The organism is Pseudomonas sp. GP01-A4, from assembly GCF_058780865.1.
The window spans coordinates 70,766-90,382 of the sequence record NZ_JBYSWF010000024.1; the positions used below are offsets into that span (position 1 = coordinate 70,766).

The window sequence follows — 19,617 nt, forward strand, 5'->3', positions numbered from 1 at the left end:
TCAGATCCCCAACTCTTGACGCTGGCGCTTCAAGTGCTCCGGCATCTCTTTATAAACGTCTTCGAACATGGTCGCGGCGCTTGGAATCTGGCCACCGGCCAGGGTGCCGTACTGTTCGGCTTCTTTCTGGGCCTTGAGCACTTCGGCTTCAAGTTCGGCACTGACCGCCGCGTGTTCCTCTTCGGACCACTGACCAATCTTGATCAGGTGCTGCTTGAGGCGGGCGATCGGGTCGCCCAGCGGGAAGTGGCTCCAGTCGTCGGCGGGACGGTATTTGGACGGGTCATCGGAGGTGGAGTGCGGGCCGGCACGGTAGGTCACCCATTCGATCAGGGTCGGGCCCAGGTTGCGGCGGGCACGTTCGGCGGCCCAGGCGGAGGCGGCGTACACCGCGACAAAGTCGTTGCCGTCCACCCGCAGGGAGGCGATGCCGCAACCCACGCCGCGTCCGGCAAAGGTTGTGGCTTCACCGCCGGCAATGGCCTGGAAGGTGGAGATCGCCCACTGGTTATTCACTACGTTAAGAATCACGGGTGCCCGGTACACGTGGGCGAAGGTGAGGGCGGTGTGGAAGTCGGACTCAGCGGTGGCGCCGTCGCCGATCCAGGCCGAGGCAATCTTGGTATCGCCCTTGATGGCCGAGGCCATGCCCCAGCCCACGCCTTGTACGAATTGGGTGGCCAGGTTGCCGGAAATCGTGAAGAAGCCGGCATCTTTTACCGAGTACATGATCGGCAACTGGCGGCCCTTGAGCGGGTCGCGCTCGTTGGACAGCAGTTGGCAGATCAGGTCTACCAGCGGCACTTCCCGGGCCATCAGGATGCTTTGCTGGCGGTAGGTGGGGAAGCACATGTCGTCGATGTTCAAGGCCAGGGCCTGGGCGCTGCCGATGGCTTCTTCGCCGAGGCTCTGCATGTAGAACGACATCTTCTTCTGACGCTGGGCGACCACCATGCGGTTGTCGAAGATCCGCGTCTTGAGCATGGCGCGCATGCCCTTGCGCAGAATCTCCACCGGCACGCCTTCAGCCCATGGGCCGAGGGCCTGGCCCTGATCGTCGAGCACGCGAATCAGGCCCTTGGCCAGGTCGGCGGTGTCGGCGGGTTCTACGTCGATTGGGGGTTTGCGCACCAGGCCAGCGTCAGTCAGGCGCAGGTAGGTAAAGTCGGTCTTGCAGCCTGGGCGGCCCGAGGGTTCGGGAACGTGCAGGCGCAGTGGTTCGTACTGCTGAGTCATGGCTTTCTACGCTCTATCTTGTGAATTTCTTGTAGTGGGCGCGGTAGCTGACAGTCCTTCTTCGGGTAGAAGAAATCTTGTCCTACAACAATCATAGGCTCGGCTCAGGAGAATATTTATCTCTGTTTCATTGCGTTGGAGATCATTTGGGGATAAAAAAACTGCATAAACATAATAAACAGGTGGTTTTGTCTCATGCGCAAACTGGACCGTATCGATATCGGCATTCTGAACGCCCTTCAGGAGAACGCCCGCATCACCAACGCCGACCTGGCCCGCTCGGTCAACCTGTCGCCCACGCCGTGTTTCAACCGGGTCAAGGCCATGGAAGAACTGGGGCTGATTCGCGACCAGGTGACGCTGCTGGACGCCGACCTGCTGGGGCTGCACGTCAATGTGTTCATCCACGTCAGCCTGGAAAAGCAGAACGAATTGGCATTGCAGCAATTCGAAGGGGCGATTTCGGATCGCCCCGAAGTGATGGAGTGCTACCTGATGGCCGGCGACCCCGATTATCTGATTCGGGTGCTGGTGCCGACCATCCAGTCCCTGGAGCGTTTCATGATGGACTTCCTGACCAAAGTCCCGGGTGTCGCCAACATCCGCTCCAGCTTTGCCCTCAAGCAAGTGCGCTACAAGACCGCGCTGCCGCTACCGGCCAACGGCATCAACCTCGGCTAATGAACGACACAAAACAAATGTGGGAGCGGGCTTGCTCGCGAATGGGGAGTGTCAGTCACCGAAAATATAGACTGATACACCGCATTCGCGAGCAAGCCCGCTCCCACATTTTGTAGTGCATTTCAAAGCTGGTTGAGGGGAATCTTCAAATAAACCACTCCATTTCCTTCCGCCGGCGGCATCACCCCGGCCCGCACATTCACCTGAATCGCCGGCAACAACAGCGTCGGCATGCCCAACCCGGCATCCCGCGTGGTGCGCATCTCGACAAACGCCGCCTCATCCACCCCGTCATGCACATGAATATTCCCCGCCCGCTGTTCAGCCACCGTGGTCAGGCACTTGGCTGCGCGTCCTTCGGGCGGATAGTCATGGCACACATAAAGGCGGGTTTCAGGCGCGAAGGCCAACAACTTGCGCATCGACCCATACAGCTGGCGCGCATCCCCACCAGGGAAATCGCAGCGCGCCGTGCCCACGTCCGGCATGAACAGCGTGTCGCCCACCAGAATCAACTGGTCATCAATCAGGTAAGCCATATCCGCCGGCGTATGCCCCGGCACATGCAGCGCCTGGGCCTTCAGGTTGCCGATGTGAAACACCTCATCCGGCGCAAACAGATGGTCGAACTGCGACCCATCCACCCGAAACTCCGGCTCCAGGTTGAACAGGTTCTTGAACACTCCCTGCACCTTGCTGATGGACTGGCCAATCGCGATCTTGCCCCCCAGCTGGCGACGCAAATAAGGCGCAGCCGACAGATGATCCGCATGGGCGTGGGTTTCCAGCAACCACTGCACCTGCAAGCCATGCTCGCGCACAAACGCGATCACCTTGTCCGCCTGGCCGGTGCCGGTGCGTCCGGAGGCCGGGTCGTAGTTGAGCACCGAATCAACGATGGCGCATGGGCCACCGTCCGTTTCATAGACGACGTAGGTGTAGGTCGACGACGCCTCGTCCAGAAAGGATTGAATCAACGCTGACATGACGGGTTTCCCAGATAGCTAATGGCGACTTACATTCAGTTAGGTTTCCACATAACCTTGTGAGCTTAAGTGAATTAAAGGACCCGAGGCAAAGGATGGCATCGTGGTGGCAAACAGCTAGGGCGTGGTGCCATACGGCAACGACCCTTGCGTGCATTAACTGAAAAAGGCCATAGACCATGAACGACCAACACTGGGGACCTACCATCAGTGGCGATATCGTTGTCATCGGTGGCGGCTCGGCAGGCATCGGCCTGCTGGCCAGCCTGCTCAAGCGCGACCCGCACCTGAACATCATCCTGATCGAGCCCAGCGACCACCACTACTACCAGCCTGCCTGGACCCTGGTGGGCGGTGGGGCTTATGACGTTACCAGGACCGTGCGCCCCATGGCCGACGTGCTGCCCAACGGCGTCACCTGGATCCAGGCCGCGGTCAGCGAATTACTGCCCGACGAGCAAACCCTGGTGCTCGACAGCGGCCAGCGCGTCAGCTGGAAGAACCTCATCGTGTGCCCGGGCCTGCGCCTGGCCTGGGAGAAGATCGAAGGCCTGCAAGAGACCCTCGGCCGGCATGGCGTAACGTCCAACTACAGCTATGAACACGCCGCCTACACCTGGCAGCTGGTGCGGCAACTCAAAAATGGCAAGGCGCTGTTCACCCAGCCGGCCATGCCGATCAAATGTGCCGGCGCTCCGCAAAAAGCCATGTACCTGTCGTGCGATCACTGGCTCCGCCAGGGTGACCTGAAAAACATCAAGGTCGAATTCAACCTGGCTGGTGCCGCCTTGTTCGGCGTGCCGACCTTCGTGCCGCCGCTGATGAAGTACGTTGAAAAGTACTCGGCGCAACTGGCATTCAACTCCAACCTGGTCAAGGTCGACGGCCCCGCGCGCAAGGCCTGGTTCGAAATCAAGGACGCCGAAGGCAATGTGCGCGTCGAAGAGAAAACCTTCGACCTGCTGCACGTCGTCCCGCCACAGGTCTCGCCGGACTTCATTCGCCACAGCCCCCTGGCCGATGCCGCCGGCTGGTGCGAAGTGAATCCCCAGAGCCTGCAACACCTGCGCTACCCGCACATCTTCGGCCTGGGCGATGTGTGTTCCACCACCAACGCCAAGACCGCCGCGGCGGTGCGCAAGCAAATCGTGGTGGTGGCGGAAAACCTGCTGGCCCTGCGCAGACAGGCACCGTTGCCCCTCAAGTACGACGGCTACGGTTCCTGCCCGCTGACGGTGGAGAAGGGCAAGGTGGTGCTGGCCGAGTTCGGCTATGGCGGCAAGTTGCTGCCGACCTTTCCCCTCGACCCGACTGTGGCGCGGCGTTCGGCGTGGTTCCTCAAGGCGAGTTTCCTGCCGTGGTTCTACTGGAACGGCATGCTCAAGGGCCGCGAGTGGCTGACCCGTCTGGCCAAGGTGGATTGAGGCAACCCTATGCTGCTGGCAAGTTTTCTGGGCGTGTTGATGGGGTTGGTCATGGGCTTGACCGGCGCCGGAGGCGGCATTCTTGGTGTCCCGGCCCTGGTATTGGGGCTGGGGTTGACCATGACCCAGGCCGCGCCCGTGTCGTTGTTCGCGGTGGGCGCGGCCGCTGCCGTGGGGGCTGTCGACGGTTTGCGCCATGGCCTGGTGCGTTACCGCGCGGCGCTGCTGATTGCGCTGCTTGGCGCGCTATTTTCGCCGCTGGGGGTTTTCTTCGCCCACCAGATGTCGGAGAAAGTCCTGATGGGCCTGTTCAGTGCGCTGATGGTGCTGGTGGCCTGGCGCATGCTGCAACGGGAGAAGCTTGAGGCCGGGCCGAGCGACCACGGCACCGCGTCCTGGGGCCAGAAGAACTGTATGCTCGACCAACAGACCGGGCGCTTTTCCTGGACCGCCAAATGCACCGCCACCCTGGCCGCCCTCGGCGCAGTGACCGGTGCGGTATCGGGCCTGCTCGGCGTGGGCGGCGGCTTCTTGATCGTACCGGCGTTCAAGCAACTGACCGATGTGCAGATGCGCGGCATCGTCGCCACCTCGCTGATGGTGATCAGCCTGATCTCGTTGATCGGCGTGATCGGTGCGTTTCATGCCGGGGTCAGTATCGAGCCGATGGGCTGGGTGTTTATCGGGTCGAGCATTGTCGGCATGTTGGCGGGGCGGCGCCTGTGCTCGGTGATCAAGGCGCGCACCTTGCAGGTGGGTTTTGCCACCCTGTGTGTGCTGGTGGCGGCGGGCATGCTGTTTCGGGCCCTCATTCAGGTGCCTTGAAATGCGGTCAGCATCCCGCCCCTACGGGTATCAGCGCCGCAGGTAGGCACCAAAGTCGATGTCCCCGGCGCTGAGAATCGCCTGCACCCGATTGTGCACGTTCAACTTGCGCAGGATTGCCGAGACATGGGCCTTCACCGTGGTCTCGGCAATCTCCAGGCTATAGGCGATCTGCTTGTTCGAGTCACCCTTGGTCATCCGCTCCAGCACCAGCAATTGCTTGCGGGTCAGGGCCTGCAGCAGCTCCGGCGCAAGCCCCAGGCAATCATTCATGCGCCGTTGCCCGCCGATTTTCTGGCTGCGAATAATCTCCGGCGGCAAATACACATTGCCGTTGAGAATCTGTTGGATTGCCTCGGTCATCTGCAGCCTGGGCGAGGACTTGGTGATAAACCCCACCGCGCCATAGGTGATGGCTTGCAGCACGACCTGCTTGTCCTGCTCGGCGGACACGATCACCACCGGAATCGTCGGCGACTCGTTGCGCAGGTTGATCAGGCCATTGAGGCCGTGCATGCCCGGCATGTTCAGGTCCAGCAGGATCAGATCCAGATCGTCGTGCTCCTGGCTCAGGGCCAGGGCGCTGTCCAGGTCGCCGGTTTCCATCACTTCGCTGCCCGGGAACCCGTCGCTGATGACGTTGTGGATCGCCTCGCGAAACAGTGGGTGATCGTCGGCTATCAGAATTTTGTACATGGACGTTCGCCTTATTATTTTTGCTTATTCAAGCAGGTCCGATCCATAGGGTCATGCGCCCATTACATGCCAGTCTCGATGCCTTGGGAATGCGACGATAGAGAGGGGAATCAGTACCAAAGTAGTAGATCGTGCCGTACGTCGCGGTTTCAGCGCCACCCATTGGTCTGATTGCATTCAGTGTCGGATGGGTTAGTGTGGAGCGCATCTTCCAGAATAATAAAAACAGGCTTACCAATGAGCCCGAACCTGAGTCTCCTGCGTAAATTCGTTTCCCCTGAAATCATCTTTGGCGCCGGCTGCCGGCACAACGTAGGCAACTACGCCAAGACCTTTGGCGCGCGCAAGGTGTTGGTGGTGAGTGATCCCGGCGTGGTTGCTGTCGGCTGGGTGGCCGATGTCGAGGCCAGCCTGCAAGCCATCGGCATCGACTACTGCCTGTACACCGCCGTTTCGCCCAACCCCCGGGTTGAAGAGGTGATGCTCGGCGCCGAGGTCTACCGTGAAAACCATTGCGACGTGATCGTCGCCGTCGGTGGCGGCAGCCCGATGGACTGCGGCAAGGCCATCGGCATCGTGGTCGCCCATGGCTGCAGCATCCTCGACTTCGAAGGCGTCGACACCATCCGCGTGCCGAGCCCGCCGCTGATCCTGATCCCGACCACCGCGGGCTCCTCGGCGGATGTCTCGCAGTTCGTGATCATTTCCAACCAGCAGGAGCGCATGAAGTTCTCCATCGTCAGCAAGGCGGTGGTGCCCGATGTTTCACTGATCGACCCGGAAACCACGGCGAGCATGGACCCGTTTCTCTCGGCCTGTACCGGCATCGATGCGCTGGTGCATGCCATCGAGGCCTTCGTGTCCACCGGCCACGGCCCGCTGACCGATCCCCACGCGCTGGAAGCCATGCGCCTGATCAATGGCAACCTGGTGCAGATGATCGCCAACCCCGGCGACATCGCCCTGCGGGAGAAAATCATGCTGGGCAGCATGCAGGCCGGGCTGGCGTTTTCCAACGCGATCCTCGGCGCGGTGCATGCCATGTCCCACAGCCTTGGCGGCTTTCTCGACCTGCCCCATGGCCTGTGCAACGCGGTGCTGGTGGAACATGTGGTGGCGTTCAACTACAGCGCGGCACCGGAGCGTTTCAAGGTGATTGCCGAGACCTTCGGCATTGATTGCCGGGGCCTCAACCACCGGCAAATCTGCGGCCGGCTGGTGGACCATTTGATCGCGTTGAAGCATGCGATCGGCTTCCATGAAACCCTCGGCCTGCATGGGATTCGAGTGGCGGACATTCCCTTTCTGTCGCAGCACGCCATGCACGACCCGTGCATCCTTACCAACCCGCGTGAATCCAGCCAGCGTGACGTCGAGGTCGTCTATGGCGAAGCTCTCTGACGATCAGCAACGGGCACTCGCGGGGCTGCTGGGGCTGGGCAACCACTCGGCGCGCAAGAGTCATTACCCCGAACTGACCGCGCGCCTCGACGAGCTGGAAGCCGAGCGCAATCGCTACATCCGCCTCAACGACGAATTGGAACAGCGGGTCGCGGCGCGTACCGACGAGTTGCTGGAAGCCAACCGCAACCTGCAACAGCAAATCGCCCAGCGCGAGAAGATCGAGCAGGACCTGCGCGATGCCCGGGATGCCGCCCAGGCCGCCAACCGCAGCAAGGACAAATACCTTGCCGCCGCCAGTCATGACCTGCTGCAACCCCTCAACGCCGCACGCTTGCTGATTTCCACCCTGCGCGAGCGCAACTTGCCCAGCGTCGAACACGTGTTGGTGGAGCGCACCCATCAGGCCCTGGAAGGCGCCGAGGATTTGCTCACCGACTTGCTGGACATTTCCCGACTCGATCAAGCGGCGGTCAAGCCGGACATCGCCCTGTACCGTCTCGACGAACTGTTCGCACCGCTGGTCTCGGAATTCCAGTCGGTGGCCGCGGCGTCCGGGCTGAACCTGCGGGCGCGTACAGGCCATTACGCAATCAACACCGACCTGCGGCTGGTGACGCGGATCCTGCGCAATTTCCTCAGCAACGCCTGCCGCTACACGAGCGCGGGCTCCATCCTGCTGGGCGCCCGCCGCCGGGGTGAGCGGTTGCGCCTGGAGGTGTGGGACACCGGGCGCGGAATTGCGGCGGACCGCCTGGACGCCATCTTCCTGGAGTTCAATCAACTGGACGTGGGCCGCGCCGCCGACCGCAAGGGCGTGGGACTGGGGTTGGCGATTGTCGAGCGTATCGCCGAGGTCCTCGGTTATCCGGTGGCGGTGCGTTCGTGGCCGGGGCGCGGTTCGATGTTCAGCATCGAAGTCCCCATCAGCGAGGACATGCCGCTGCCCATCAGTGTGGTGGCCGCGCAACCGAGCACCGGCAACCCGCTGCCGGGGAGGCGGCTGCTGGTGCTGGATAACGAAGTCGGCATCCTCGACAGCATGAGCGCGCTGCTTGGGCAGTGGGGCTGCGAGGTGGTCACTGCGACCGACCAGGCCGGCGCACTGGTTGCGTTGCAGGGCAGGGCACCGGAGCTGATTCTCGCGGACTATCACCTGGACCATGGCGTGGTGGGCTGTGAGGTCGTGCACCAGTTGCGCGAGCATTTTGGCTGCAGGATTCCGGCAGTGATTATCACCGCCGACCGCACCGACCAATGCCGCCGTGCATTGCAGCGCCTGGACGTGCCATTGCTGAACAAGCCGGTCAAGCCCGGCAAGTTGCGAGCGGTGTTGACCCAGTTATTGGCCTAGCCACTTGATACCCGTCAACACCGGGCGTGACGCTTTGCCTCATGCTGTGGGCCAGATTTCACGGCCGACGGAGAACCCCATGAGTGCCCCCGCAACAACAGCTGCTTCATTCAAGTTGCCCCTGGGCCTGGTGGTCGGCGTACTGGTGATGGTCGGCGTGCTGCTGTTGCCGCTGCCGGCCGACTTGCCGGTGGCCGGGCACCGGATGCTGGCGATCCTCGCGTTTGCGGTGGTGGTATGGATCACCGAAGCGGTCTCCTACGAGGCCAGCGCGATCATGATCACCTCGTTGATGGCGTTTTTGCTCGGCACTGCGCCGTCGCTGCAAGACCCGACGCACCTGATCGGTTCCAGCCCGGCGATCAGCATGGCGTTGACGGGGTTTTCCAACCCGGCGCTGGCGCTGGTGGCCGGCGCGTTGTTTATCGCCGCAGCCATGACCCATACCGGGCTGGACCGGCGCATCGCGTTGGTCACCCTGACCCGCGTGGGTACCAGCACCCGGGGCATTCTCGTCGGGGCAGTTGCCGTGACCATCCTCTTGAGCCTGGTGGTGCCCAGCGCCACGGCCCGCAGTGCGTGTGTGGTGCCGATCATGATGGGGGTGATTGCCGCGTTTGGCGTGGACAAGCGTTCGAATATTGCGGCCGGGATCATGATCGTCGTGGCCCAGGGTACGAGCATCTGGAACGTCGGTATCCAGACGGCGGCGGCGCAGAACCTGCTGACGGTTGGCTTTATGGACAAGATGCTGGGGCAGCGGGTGTCGTGGATCGACTGGTTGATCGCCGGGGCGCCGTGGGCGCTGATCATGTCGGCGGTGTTGTTGTTTTTGGTGTTGAAGCTGCTGCCGCCGGAGAGTGACAGCATTCCCGGAGGCAAGGAGGCGGTGGCGCAATCGCTGGTGGACATCGGGCCGATGACGGGGCCGCAGAAGCGCTTGCTGACGGTGTCGGTGTTGCTGTTGCTGGCGTGGGCGACTGAGGGGCGGTTGCACAGCTTTGATACGACCTCAACGACGTATGCCGGGCTGGTGTTCTTGCTGATGCCGGGGATCGGGGTGATGACCTGGAAGGATGTGCAGTCGCGGATTCCGTGGGGCACGGTGATTGTGTTTGGGGTTGGCATCAGCCTGGGTACGGCGTTGCTGACGACCCAGGCGGGGCAGTGGCTGGGGTCGCAGGTGGTGGCGCATACCGGGTTGGACCAGGTGGGGCCGCTGGGGGTGTTTGCGATTCTGGGGGTGTTTTTGATCGTGATTCATTTGGGGTTTGCCAGTGCCACGGCGTTGACCTCGGCGTTGTTGCCGATTTTGATTGCGGTGTTGCAGACGTTGCCCGGGGAGTTCAGTCGGCTGGGGATGACGATGTTGCTGGGGTTTGTGATGAGCTACGGGTTTATCCTGCCCATCAATGCGCCGCAGAATATGGTGTGTTTGGGGACCGGCACGTTTACCGCGCGGCAGTTTGCCAAGGTCGGGATTTTGGTGACGTTGATTGGGTATGGGTTGATGTTGGTGTTTGCGGCTACGTATTGGAGTTGGTTGGGGTGGATTTGAGGTGGGGGGCATATCCGTTATTTCGGTAACGGCCGCTTATCGTTCCGCTCTTACAGCGGCCCGCTTCGCACTGCCTGCGTTCGGCCTCGGGCTCATTGGGGCAGTCAGATCAAGGTCAAAAGCAAAAGCACAGCGGCCTACCGGCCGGCTTGAGTGTTAAAAACAGAGGCAAGATCCAGGGCGAAAGCAGAGCTGCTTTTCTGTGGGAGCGGGCTTGCTCGCGAAGAACCTGAGAGCGCCGCGTTCATTCAGGATGCCCGCGTCATCGTTAACGACCTTCGCGAGCAAGCCCGCTCCCACATTTGACCGTGCCCGCTTTAGCTGTTGATTTACAACACTCAAGCCGGCCGGTAGGCCGCTGTGCTCTTGCTTTTGATCTTGATCTTAGGGCCCCGTTAACCACGCTGGCCGGAGTGCGGGCACACCGAGCATTAGCGAGGTGCCGAGTGGTGGGGCAAGAGCGTTTTGCTTACTTTTGCGCTGTTAAGAAGTGAGCCGCTGTAAGAGCGGAACCATAAGCAGCCGTTACCGCAGCAACGGATATGCACCCCAACCGCCCAAATCCCTCCCAAGATGGCAAGTTGAACTCCACTCAGGTTTACTACTCCCTGAGTAACCGTTCCACCGGCCCCAAACGCCGGTCATCAAGGCCACCGAATGGACAAATACACCCCCCACACCTGGCAGCCCCACGAGCGCCCGAGCCTGCCGGGCTCGCCGTCGACGCCGCTGCATTCCACCCGCAAGCGCTGGGCCTACGCCCTCGTTGGCGTACTGGTGGCAATCACCGGTGGCCTCGGCAACTCGCTGGTGATCGCCAACCTTGTGTACCTCCAGGGCGCCCTGGGCGCGACGACGGCCGAGATGGCCTGGCTCCCCGCCGCCTACGTCATGACCAACGTCTCCATGAACCTGCTGCTGGTGAAATTCCGCCAGCAATTCGGCCTGCGTGCGTTCACCGAAGTGTTCCTGGTGCTCTACGCCCTGGTCACCTTCGGCCACCTGTTCGTCAACGACCTCAGCTCGGCCATCGCCGTACGCGCGGCCCACGGCATGGTCGGCGCCGCCCTCAGTTCCCTGGGCCTGTACTACATGATCCAGGCCTTTCCCGCAAAGTGGCGGATGAAAGCCCTGGTGCTCGGCCTGGGCACCGCGCAATTGGCGTTGCCCCTGGCCCGACTGTTTTCCGAAGACCTGCTGCAAATCGCCGAATGGCGCGGCCTGTACCTGTTCGAACTGGGCATGGCCCTGACCTGCCTGGGCTGTGTGTTCCTGCTCAAGCTGCCACCGGGCGACCGCTTCAAGACCTTCGAAAAACTCGACTTCCTGACCTTCGCCATCCTCGCCACCGGCGTTGCCTTGCTCTGCGCGGTGCTGTCCCTGGGCCGTATCGACTGGTGGCTGGAAGCGCCGTGGATCGGTATCGCCTCGGCCTGCTCGCTGGTGCTGATCATGGCCGGCCTGGCCATCGAACATAACCGCTCCAACCCGTTGCTGATGACCCGTTGGCTGGGCAGCGGGGCGATGATTCGCCTGGCGTTGGCGGTGGTGCTGATTCGCATGGTGCTCTCGGAGCAGTCCACCGGCGCCGTGGGCTTCATGCAGATGCTGAACATGAGCAACGAGCAGATGCGCACGCTGTATTGGGTGATGCTGGCGGGGGCGATTGCCGGCCTGGCCGTGAGCGCGCTGACCATCAACCCCGCGCATTTGCTGATGCCGCTGATCATCTCCCTGGCCTTCATGGCAGTGGGCTCGGTGATGGACAGTTTCTCCAGCAACCTCACGCGCCCGCAAAACATGTACATCAGCCAGTTCCTGCTAGGCTTTGGCGGCACGTTCTTCCTCGGGCCGACCATGGTCCTGGGCACGAAGAACGTACTGACCAACCCCAGGAACCTGGTGAGTTTCTCGGTGCTGTTCGGGATCTGCCAGAACCTCGGCGGCCTGATTGGTGCGGCATTGCTCGGTACGTTCCAGATCGTGCGGGAGAAATTCCATTCCAGCATGATCGTCGAACACCTGACCCTGCTCGACCCGCGTGTGGCGGCGCGTGTCGCCAGCGGCGGCTCGGCCTATGGCGGGGTGATCGCCGACCCCGAGCTGCGCAACCTCATGGGCATTCGCAGCCTGGCCACGGCCGCCACCCGCGAGGCGAATGTGATGGCCTACAACGATGTGTTCATGCTGATCGCGATCATCGCCATACTCACCATGATCTGGATCTTTATCCGCAGCCTCTGGCTGATGAGTACCACTAAAGCTGCCGCCAGTGCAGCGCCTCCCGTTCAACCCAGCGGCGCACTTTCTTCATGACCGAACCGACGACGACCACCACCAACGCCATCGCTTCCACGCCGGAAGGCACCGCGCCGCCGAGCATGCCGGCCACCGAACCGCGCTCCTTGCGGGTGCGCATCATCTCTTCCATGGGCTTTGCCGCGATTGCGATTATCGGCGTGCTGATCGTGCTCTACGCCTGGCAGTTGCCGCCCTTCAGCAGCGCCGTGGAAACCACCGAAAACGCCCTGGTGCGCGGCCAGGTGACGATCATCGGGCCGCAGCTCAGCGGCTACGTGTATGAAGTGCCGGTGACGGACTTCCAGTACGTCAAGGCCGGGGATTTGCTGGTGCGCCTCGATGACCGTATCTACAAGCAGCGCCTTGATCAGGCCCAGGCGCAACTGGCGGTGCAGCAGGCGTCCCTGGCCAATGTGGTGCAGCAACGCAACAGCGCCGAGGCGACCATCAAGCTGCGTCAGGCGGCCTTGATGGACAGCCAGGCCCAGGCCCGCAAAAGCACCGCGGATTTGCGCCGCAATGAGGAGTTGATCAGCGATGGGTCGGTGTCCAAACGCGAGCTGGACGTGACCCGCGCCGCCAATGCGCAAACCATCGCGGCCGTGGCCCAGGCCCAGGCCAACCTGGAAATCGCCCGGCAGGATTTGCAGACAGTGATCGTCAATCGCGGTTCGCTGGAGGCGGCGGTGGCCAGTGCCGATGCGGCAGTGGAGCTGGCGCGTATCGACCTGTCGAACACCCGGATCATCGCCCCGCGTGACGGGCAACTGGGCCAGATTGGCGTGCGCCTCGGGGCCTACGTCAACAGCGGCGCGCAGTTGATGGCGCTGGTGCCGAACCAGCTGTGGGTGATCGCCAACATGAAAGAAACCCAGATGGACAACGTGCAGGTTGGCCAGCCGGTGACCTTTACCGTGGATGCCCTGGACCACCGCAAGTTTCACGGCACGGTGCAGCGCATTTCCCCGGCGACCGGGTCGGAGTTCAGCCTGTTGCAGGCGGACAATGCTACCGGCAACTTCGTCAAGATCGCCCAGCGGGTGCCGGTGCGGATTACCGTGGATCCGGGGCAGGAGCAGAGTGAACGGCTGCGACCGGGGTTATCGGTGGTGGTGAGTATCGACACGGCGGGGCGCCTGAAAAACACCCCTCCCTAAGACACAATGGAGATCAAAAATGTGGGAGCGGGCTTGCTCGCGAATGCGGAGTGTCAGTCGCAGATGTGTTGACTGATCCACCGCATTCGCGAGCAAGCCCGCTCCCACATGGGTTTTGTGTTGTTAGAGGGTTTTGTATTGCAGGCTGAAACTGAGTTCTGCCGACTGGCCTTGTTCCAACAGCTTCAATCCCGGCCTACCCGGCAGGTGATGGGCATTCACCGGATGACTCACCGGCTCGAAGCAGAAAAAATCCAGCCCCGGCGGGCAATACAGCAGGTAATAGTCGCTGCCGGTGGCCTGGCATTCCAGGGTGTAACCCAGGTCTGGCTGCTGGATGACGCAGCGCCCGTCCCACTGGCAAAAACCGTTGTCCACCAGTGTCTCGGGCAACGATTCTGGGTGTTGAAAATCCCACTCGGCGGGCACGGCAGCCAGGCCTGTCGGCAATTTCGCCGCATCACTCATCCATACCTGCGAAGCCTTTGCCTGCAATTGCGTGCCCGCCCTGCGGGGTAGATACGGATGCAATCCCAGCCCATGCCACGTCGCCGTTTCCGCCAGGTGCGTGACGCGCAAGGTGATGCTCAACTTGCCGCCCTTCAACTGAACCCGCTGCTCGGCGCGATACGCAAAGGGTGTGCTGCTGTCCAGTTGCAACACCACTTCGTCTGACGTCTGGCTGACCACCTGCCACACCTGTTGCCAGGCACTGCCATGAATTGGCAGCGGGTCCAGCGGGCTGTTGGGCTCAAGTCCCAACCACCCTGATGGGTTATCAAAGCCACCTTCGGCAACCCGGTTCGACCAGGGCGCCAGCGGGAAGCACGCAAGCTTCCCCGGCAGGCCGCTGGCCAGCGCCTGTCGATCGGTGTGGCGTAGCAACGGCTGGCCGCTGCTGCGTACTGTCCAGTTGACGATACTCCCGCCCAACGCTGGCGCCAGCGTCAGGTGGGTCAGGTTGTCTTCGAGTTCAAGCATCATGAGTGTCAGCAGACCTATTGAATGATGAATGCTTGTGTGGCGAGGGAGCTTGCTCCCGATGGGCTGCGGAGCGGCCCCAAAAAAAGCGGGAGCGCTTCGCACTCCAGCGGGAGCAAGCTCCCTCGCCACAGAAAGCTCCCTCGCCACAGCAGCTCCCTCTCCACAATAGCTCCCTCGCTACACGCAGTGTGGGGCTTATAACACCAGCCCGGGCAACCACAACGACAACGCCGGAATGTAGGTCACGGCCATCAGCACCAAAAACAGCACGCCATAAAACGGCAGCAACGCCTTCACGGTCTTCTCGATGCTGACTTTGCCCACCGCCGCCCCCACAAACAACACCGCACCCACCGGCGGGGTGATCAGGCCGATCCCCAGGTTCACCAGCATGATCATGCCGAAGTGCACCGGGTCGACGCCAATCCCCAGGATCACCGGCAGCAAAATCGGCGTGAGGATCAAAATCAGCGGCGCCATGTCCATCACCGTACCCAGCAACAGCAGCATGGCGTTGATGCACATCAGGATCACGTAGCGGTTGTCCGACAGGGTCAGGAACATCGTGGTGATCTTCGCCGGGATCTGCATCAGGGTCATGATGTAGCCGAAGCTGGCAGCGAACGCGATCAGGATCATCACGATGGAGATCGTGCGCACCGTGCGGTGCATCAGCTTGGGCAGCTCGCTCCATTTGTAATCGCGGTAGATGAACATGGTCACGAAGAACGCCCACAACACCGCAATCGCCGCCGACTCGGTGGCGGTGAAGATGCCCGACAGAATCCCGCCAAGAATGATCACCATGGCCATCAGGCCCCACAGTGCATCGGCGCAGATTTTCAGTGCCTGTTTCAGGGGGATCACTTCGCCTTTGGGGTAGTTGCGCTTTTTCGCGAAGATCAGGCACAGCACCATCAGGCAGGCGCTCATCAGCAGGCCCGGGACCACGCCGGCCATGAACAGCGAGGCGATGGACACGGTGCCGCCCGCCGCCAGGGAGTAGAGCACCGAGTTGTGGCTGGGAGGCGTCAGCAAGGCTTGCACCGAGCCGCTCACCGTGACGGCGGTGGCGAATTCACGGGGATAGCCCTGGCGTTCCATTTCCGGAATCAGCACCGAACCGACAGACGCCGTATCGGCCACCGACGAGCCGGAGATCGCGCCAAAAAACGTCGAGGCCATGATGTTCACCAGGGACAGGCCGCCGCGCACAAAGCCCACCAGCACCCCGGCAAACGCCACCAGCCGGCGCGACATGCCGCCCTCGGCCATGATCGCCCCGGCCAGCACGAAGAACGGAATCGCCATCAGCGAAAACTTGTTCACCCCGCCGGCCACCTGAATCATCAGGGCCTGGAACGGAATATCGATCCACCACGCGCCGATCAGCGCAGAAAGCCCCAGGGCGTAGGCCACCGGCATGCCAATCAGGATCAGGGCGATAAAGCTGCCCAACAGAATCAATGCGTCCATTCAGGCAGCCCCTTCACTTTCTTCAACCAGGTCGAAGCGCACGACCCGACGGTGGCTCTGGTCACCCAGCAGGAGTTTTTCCAGCACAAAAACCAGGGTCAGCAAGCCACCGATCGGGATCGGCATATAGGTGATGCCCACCCGCAAGGTCGGCATGGCGCTCATGAACTGGTTCCAGGTCGACAGGCACAATTTGCTGCCCCAGATCGTCATGAACAGGCAGATGGTTGCCATCAGCAATTGTGAGACGATGCCGACGATTCGGCGTTGGCCGGGCGGCAGGCGGTCGGTGACCATGGCCACCGACATGTGCGCCCCGGCGCGGTAACTGGCGGCGGCGCCGACAAAGGTGAACACCAGCATCAGCAGGATAGCGGTGGGCTCCGGCCAGCTGGAGCCGGTGCCGAGCACGTAGCGGGCGAAGATGCCCCAGGGAATGATCAGCGCGACGCCAAGAACGGCGAGGCCGGCGATCCAGATGCAGCTCATGTAAATGCGGTCGTTGATGCGCAGCAGTAAATTCTTCATGGCGTTCACCGTAACCGGGCGCGTCGATGCCGACCGCGCCGGGCCTTATCTATGAGGGGAAGGAGGGTTACTCGACGGCTTCGATGCGCTTGATCAGGTCGGCGTAGGGCGCGCCGTACTTGTCGCGGATCGAAGCGGTGGCCTCATAGAACGGTTTCTTGTCGATGTCGATGAACTCCACACCGGCGGCCTTGAGCTTGGCTTCACTGCTGGCAGACTTGGCGTCCCACAGCTCGCGCTCCTGGATCTGCGCGGCCTTGGCGGTGTTCTTCACCAGCACCTGTTGCTCGGGGGTGAGCTTGTTCCAGGTGATTTTCGACATCACGATGGGCTCGGGCAGAATCAGGTGGCCGGTCAGGCTGTAGAACTTGGCGTTCTGGTAGTGGTTGTGTTCCAGCAGGGTGGGCGGGTTGTTTTCCGCGCCGTCAATCACGCCGGTCTGCAGGGCGCTGAAGATCTCGCCGGTGTCCATGGCAATGCCGTTGCCGCCCATGGCGTTGATGGTTTCGATGAAGATCGGGTTGCCCTGCACGCGGATCTTCATGCCCTTGAGGTCTTCGATCTTGCGCACCGGTTTCTTGGTGTAGAGGTTGCGCGTGCCGCCGTCCATCCAGGCGAGCGCCACCAGGTTGAATTCGGAGTCGGTGATCTTGGCGAGGATTTCATCGCCGATCTCGCCGTCGATGACCTTGCGCATATGCACCTGGTCGCGGAACACGAACGGCATGTTGAACACGTTCACGTCCGGCACCACCGGGCCGACGATGCCGAGGCTGACCCGGGCCATCTGGATCGCGCCGACCTGGGCCTGTTCGACCACTTCCTTTTCCGAGCCCAGCACGCCGCCGGGGAACATCTTGAAGGTCAGGCCGCCGTTGCTTTCGGCCACCAGGGTTTTACCCAGCTGTTCTTCGGCGACGACGGTGGGGTAGCCGGCGGGGTGGATGTCGGCGAATTTGATTTCCAGCGCGTGGGCGGCACCGGCGAAGACGAAGGTGAAGGGGAGTGCGGCGAGGAGCAAAGTGCGTTTGAAGTCCATGGGGTGTCTCTCCAGTCTTGTTATTGTTTTATTCAAGGCACAGCGATGCAGCTAGAGGATGAAGGTGGGCTCCGGCAATCCGGTGACCCCGGGGTTGAGGGCAAACACGCCGCCGGCCAGCGACTGGGCACTGTGGTCGTCGCGGATCGAGGTGACGAACAGGGTGTCCAGGCGGTTGCCACCGAAGGCGCACATGGTGGGTTTTTTCACCGGCACGGCCAGTGAGCGGTCGAGACGGCCGTCGGGGGTAAAGCGGTGGACCAGCCCGGCATCGTTGGCGCAGATCCAGTAGCAACCTTCGGCATCCACGGCGGCTCCGTCGGGGCGGCCGAGGAACTGGTGCATATCCACAAACAGCCGCCGATTGGACGGCGTGCCGCTGTCGATGTCGTAGTCGAAGGCCCAGACCTGCTGGACCAACGGGTGCGAATCCGAGAGGTACATCGTGCGCCCGTCTGGGCTGAAGGCCAGGCCGTTGGGGGTGATGAAACCGTTGAGTGCGGTGTGAACCGCCCGGCCTGTTTCGTAGCGGTACAGTGCACCGTCGGCCGCATTCTCGGCCATGTTCAGCACCATGCTGCCGGCCCAGAACCGGCCCTGGCGATCACAGCGGCCATCGTTCAGGCGCATGTCCGGGCGGGCGTGCTCGACGCTGGCCAGGGGCGCAGTGTCGAGCCTGCCATCGTCGTGGGGCGTCAGCCGGAAAAACCCGGTTTGCATGCCCGCGACCCAATCGCCCGCCGAGGTGCGGGCGATGCAGGCAAGCATCTGCGGAGCTTTCCAGGCCTGCGCCTGGCCGCTGGTGGCGTTCCAGCGTTGCAGTTCGCCTGTGGGAATATCCACCCAGTACAGGGCGTTTTCCCCGGGTACCCACACCGGGCATTCACCCACGGCGTTGCGAGCGTCGACAATCAGTTCTGCTTGCATGGCCACTCATTCCCTTGGGTTGGTCTGTGGTCAGTCACCGAACGGGCCGGCGGCGCAAAACGCGCCACCCTGGTACACCCGCGCCGGGTCGCCGGCAGCGGGCATCGGCTGGGCTTCAACCTGTTTGCGGAATACTTCGGAAGAGTCCCGCGGGGTGAAGCCCAGGTGCGCGGCGAAGCGGTTGTCCCACCACACATCGAGGTTATCCGACATGCCGTAGACCACGGTATGCCCGACATTCGGTGTGTACAGCGAGCGTTCGAGCAGTTGGGTGAGGTCGTCGAAGCTCAGCCAGGTGTGCATCATCCGGCGGTTCTGGGGTTCCGGGAACGAGGAGCCGATGCGGATGCTGACGGTCTCGATGCCATAGCGATCGAAGTAGAAACTGGCCATGTCCTCGCCGTAGGATTTGGACAGCCCGTAGTAACTGTCGGGGCGGCGCGGGGAGTGGGCGTCGAGGGCTTCGTCCTGCTTGTAGAAGCCGATCACGTGGTTGGAGCTGGCGAAGATGACGCGCTTGACCCCATGGCGGCGCGCCGCTTCATAGATGTGGAAGATCCCGCAGATGTTCGCGCCCAGCACTTCCTCGAACGAGCGTTCCACCGATACGCCGCCGAAATGCAGGATCGCATCGACGCCTTCCACCAGTTGGTGCACGGCTTGTTTGTCGGAAAGATCGCAAGGCAATACTTCTTCGCTGTCGTCAGCGGCCGGGGCCATGTCGGCGATATCCGACAGGCGCAGTACCTTGGCGTAAGGACGCAGGCGTTCGCGCAAGACTTTGCCCAAGCCACCGGCGGCACCGGTGAGCAGCAAGCGGTTGAACGGGGTAGGGGCGGTTGTGGTGGTCATGGTGATCCCGTTATTGTTGTAGGTTGTCGTATGACTGATCCGAAGTATCCTTAGGGTTTCCTACACTTGTCAACGCACTATTGGTCGAAGTTGATAGAGGCTCATCGCTGTCCTGTGGCGAGGGAGCTTGCTCCCGCTGGAGTGCGAAGCGCTCCCAAGATTTTGGGGCCGCTGCGCAGCCCAGCGGGAGCA

17 protein-coding genes are annotated in these 19,617 nt (G+C 62.1%); 8 read left to right on the forward strand and 9 right to left on the reverse strand.

Features of this window, described 5'->3' with window-relative positions; all coding sequences use genetic code 11:
• Positions 1–1,236 (reverse strand): 3-methyl-2-oxobutanoate dehydrogenase (2-methylpropanoyl-transferring) subunit alpha, encoded by a 1,236-nt coding sequence (locus AC3WKX_RS15890; protein ID WP_003212857.1) that lies wholly within the window; start codon positions 1,234–1,236, stop codon positions 1–3.
• Between the two features lie 195 nt (positions 1,237–1,431).
• Between AC3WKX_RS15890 and bkdR the strand changes: the two genes are divergently transcribed.
• Positions 1,432–1,917, forward strand: a complete 486-nt coding sequence (bkdR, locus tag AC3WKX_RS15895; RefSeq protein ID WP_003212855.1) for a Bkd operon transcriptional regulator BkdR — start codon at positions 1,432–1,434, stop codon at positions 1,915–1,917.
• Between the two features lie 122 nt (positions 1,918–2,039).
• Here bkdR and AC3WKX_RS15900 read toward each other — a convergent pair whose 3' ends face one another.
• A complete protein-coding gene (locus tag AC3WKX_RS15900; RefSeq protein ID WP_003207791.1) occupies positions 2,040–2,903 on the reverse strand; it encodes an MBL fold metallo-hydrolase in 864 nt (287 codons plus the stop codon).
• Positions 2,904–3,082: 179 nt separating this feature from the next.
• Here AC3WKX_RS15900 and AC3WKX_RS15905 point away from each other — a divergent pair, with 179 nt between their 5' ends.
• Both AC3WKX_RS15905 and AC3WKX_RS15910 read left to right on the forward strand, forming a co-directional pair.
• Positions 3,083–4,327: an FAD/NAD(P)-binding oxidoreductase gene (locus tag AC3WKX_RS15905; protein WP_102606166.1), complete on the forward strand. Its 1,245-nt coding sequence runs from the start codon at positions 3,083–3,085 to the stop codon at positions 4,325–4,327.
• A 9-nt stretch (positions 4,328–4,336) separates the two neighbouring features.
• Positions 4,337–5,152, forward strand: coding sequence for a sulfite exporter TauE/SafE family protein (locus tag AC3WKX_RS15910; RefSeq protein WP_003207794.1), 816 nt, complete (start codon positions 4,337–4,339; stop codon positions 5,150–5,152).
• 30 nt (positions 5,153–5,182) lie between these two features.
• On the opposite strand, the gene AC3WKX_RS15915 is transcribed toward AC3WKX_RS15910, so the two are convergent.
• Positions 5,183–5,848, reverse strand: a complete 666-nt coding sequence (locus tag AC3WKX_RS15915; RefSeq protein ID WP_063028558.1) for a response regulator transcription factor — start codon at positions 5,846–5,848, stop codon at positions 5,183–5,185.
• A 237-nt stretch (positions 5,849–6,085) separates the two neighbouring features.
• Between AC3WKX_RS15915 and ercA the strand changes: the two genes are divergently transcribed.
• The 5 genes from ercA to AC3WKX_RS15940 all read left to right on the forward strand — a co-directional run bounded on the left by ercA (position 6,086) and on the right by AC3WKX_RS15940 (position 13,619).
• Positions 6,086–7,249, forward strand: coding sequence for an alcohol dehydrogenase-like regulatory protein ErcA (ercA, locus tag AC3WKX_RS15920; protein ID WP_003207798.1), 1,164 nt, complete (start codon positions 6,086–6,088; stop codon positions 7,247–7,249).
• Complete coding sequence (locus tag AC3WKX_RS15925; RefSeq protein WP_003207799.1) at positions 7,233–8,603, forward strand: ATP-binding response regulator; 1,371 nt, start codon at positions 7,233–7,235, stop codon at positions 8,601–8,603. Before ercA ends, AC3WKX_RS15925 begins: the two co-directional genes overlap by 17 nt.
• A gap of 79 nt (positions 8,604–8,682) precedes the next feature.
• Positions 8,683–10,161 carry a DASS family sodium-coupled anion symporter gene (locus tag AC3WKX_RS15930; RefSeq protein ID WP_008434472.1) on the forward strand — a complete coding sequence of 493 codons (1,479 nt, stop codon included), beginning with the start codon at positions 8,683–8,685 and terminating at the stop codon, positions 10,159–10,161.
• A 657-nt stretch (positions 10,162–10,818) separates the two neighbouring features.
• Positions 10,819–12,477 carry an MFS transporter gene (locus AC3WKX_RS15935; RefSeq protein WP_003207803.1) on the forward strand — a complete coding sequence of 553 codons (1,659 nt, stop codon included), beginning with the start codon at positions 10,819–10,821 and terminating at the stop codon, positions 12,475–12,477.
• Positions 12,474–13,619, forward strand: a complete 1,146-nt coding sequence (locus AC3WKX_RS15940; RefSeq protein ID WP_003207807.1) for an HlyD family secretion protein — start codon at positions 12,474–12,476, stop codon at positions 13,617–13,619. Before AC3WKX_RS15935 ends, AC3WKX_RS15940 begins: the two co-directional genes overlap by 4 nt.
• A gap of 123 nt (positions 13,620–13,742) precedes the next feature.
• Here the strand turns inward: AC3WKX_RS15940 and AC3WKX_RS15945 are convergent, their stop codons facing one another.
• The 6 genes from AC3WKX_RS15945 to AC3WKX_RS15970 form a co-directional block, all read right to left on the reverse strand.
• On the reverse strand, positions 13,743–14,603 hold the full coding sequence (locus AC3WKX_RS15945) for an aldose 1-epimerase (protein WP_102606477.1): 861 nt from the start codon (positions 14,601–14,603) through the stop codon (positions 13,743–13,745).
• Between the two features lie 195 nt (positions 14,604–14,798).
• Positions 14,799–16,079, reverse strand: a complete 1,281-nt coding sequence (locus AC3WKX_RS15950; RefSeq protein ID WP_003207810.1) for a TRAP transporter large permease — start codon at positions 16,077–16,079, stop codon at positions 14,799–14,801.
• On the reverse strand, positions 16,080–16,607 hold the full coding sequence (locus AC3WKX_RS15955; protein ID WP_102606476.1) for a TRAP transporter small permease: 528 nt from the start codon (positions 16,605–16,607) through the stop codon (positions 16,080–16,082). It abuts the gene before it with no gap.
• Positions 16,608–16,674: 67 nt separating this feature from the next.
• The gene (locus tag AC3WKX_RS15960) at positions 16,675–17,646 is read right to left on the reverse strand and encodes a TRAP transporter substrate-binding protein (protein ID WP_003207815.1); all 972 of its coding nucleotides are present in this window, start codon (positions 17,644–17,646) and stop codon (positions 16,675–16,677) included.
• 51 nt (positions 17,647–17,697) lie between these two features.
• On the reverse strand, positions 17,698–18,573 hold the full coding sequence (locus AC3WKX_RS15965; protein WP_102606475.1) for an SMP-30/gluconolactonase/LRE family protein: 876 nt from the start codon (positions 18,571–18,573) through the stop codon (positions 17,698–17,700).
• 30 nt (positions 18,574–18,603) lie between these two features.
• Positions 18,604–19,425 (reverse strand): NAD-dependent epimerase/dehydratase family protein, encoded by an 822-nt coding sequence (locus AC3WKX_RS15970; protein WP_102606474.1) that lies wholly within the window; start codon positions 19,423–19,425, stop codon positions 18,604–18,606.
• Between the last annotated feature and the right edge of the window lie 192 nt (positions 19,426–19,617).

What these genes read in the sequence shown, in the direction of transcription:
- AC3WKX_RS15900 (WP_003207791.1), bottom strand. Translation starts at nt 2,903, where the DNA reads ATGTCAGCGTTGATTCAATCCTTTCTGGACGAGGCGTCGTCGACCTAC.
- AC3WKX_RS15915 (WP_063028558.1), bottom strand. Translation starts at nt 5,848, where the DNA reads ATGTACAAAATTCTGATAGCCGACGATCACCCACTGTTTCGCGAGGCG.
- AC3WKX_RS15965 (WP_102606475.1), bottom strand. Translation starts at nt 18,573, where the DNA reads ATGCAAGCAGAACTGATTGTCGACGCTCGCAACGCCGTGGGTGAATGC.
- AC3WKX_RS15930 (WP_008434472.1), top strand. Translation starts at nt 8,683, where the DNA reads ATGAGTGCCCCCGCAACAACAGCTGCTTCATTCAAGTTGCCCCTGGGC.
- AC3WKX_RS15955 (WP_102606476.1), bottom strand. Translation starts at nt 16,607, where the DNA reads ATGAAGAATTTACTGCTGCGCATCAACGACCGCATTTACATGAGCTGC.
- AC3WKX_RS15950 (WP_003207810.1), bottom strand. Translation starts at nt 16,079, where the DNA reads ATGGACGCATTGATTCTGTTGGGCAGCTTTATCGCCCTGATCCTGATT.
- AC3WKX_RS15940 (WP_003207807.1), top strand. Translation starts at nt 12,474, where the DNA reads ATGACCGAACCGACGACGACCACCACCAACGCCATCGCTTCCACGCCG.
- AC3WKX_RS15925 (WP_003207799.1), top strand. Translation starts at nt 7,233, where the DNA reads ATGGCGAAGCTCTCTGACGATCAGCAACGGGCACTCGCGGGGCTGCTG.
- AC3WKX_RS15960 (WP_003207815.1), bottom strand. Translation starts at nt 17,646, where the DNA reads ATGGACTTCAAACGCACTTTGCTCCTCGCCGCACTCCCCTTCACCTTC.
- AC3WKX_RS15945 (WP_102606477.1), bottom strand. Translation starts at nt 14,603, where the DNA reads ATGATGCTTGAACTCGAAGACAACCTGACCCACCTGACGCTGGCGCCA.
- AC3WKX_RS15970 (WP_102606474.1), bottom strand. Translation starts at nt 19,425, where the DNA reads ATGACCACCACAACCGCCCCTACCCCGTTCAACCGCTTGCTGCTCACC.
- AC3WKX_RS15935 (WP_003207803.1), top strand. Translation starts at nt 10,819, where the DNA reads ATGGACAAATACACCCCCCACACCTGGCAGCCCCACGAGCGCCCGAGC.
- AC3WKX_RS15890 (WP_003212857.1), bottom strand. Translation starts at nt 1,236, where the DNA reads ATGACTCAGCAGTACGAACCACTGCGCCTGCACGTTCCCGAACCCTCG.
- AC3WKX_RS15905 (WP_102606166.1), top strand. Translation starts at nt 3,083, where the DNA reads ATGAACGACCAACACTGGGGACCTACCATCAGTGGCGATATCGTTGTC.
- ercA (WP_003207798.1), top strand. Translation starts at nt 6,086, where the DNA reads ATGAGCCCGAACCTGAGTCTCCTGCGTAAATTCGTTTCCCCTGAAATC.
- AC3WKX_RS15910 (WP_003207794.1), top strand. Translation starts at nt 4,337, where the DNA reads ATGCTGCTGGCAAGTTTTCTGGGCGTGTTGATGGGGTTGGTCATGGGC.
- bkdR (WP_003212855.1), top strand. Translation starts at nt 1,432, where the DNA reads ATGCGCAAACTGGACCGTATCGATATCGGCATTCTGAACGCCCTTCAG.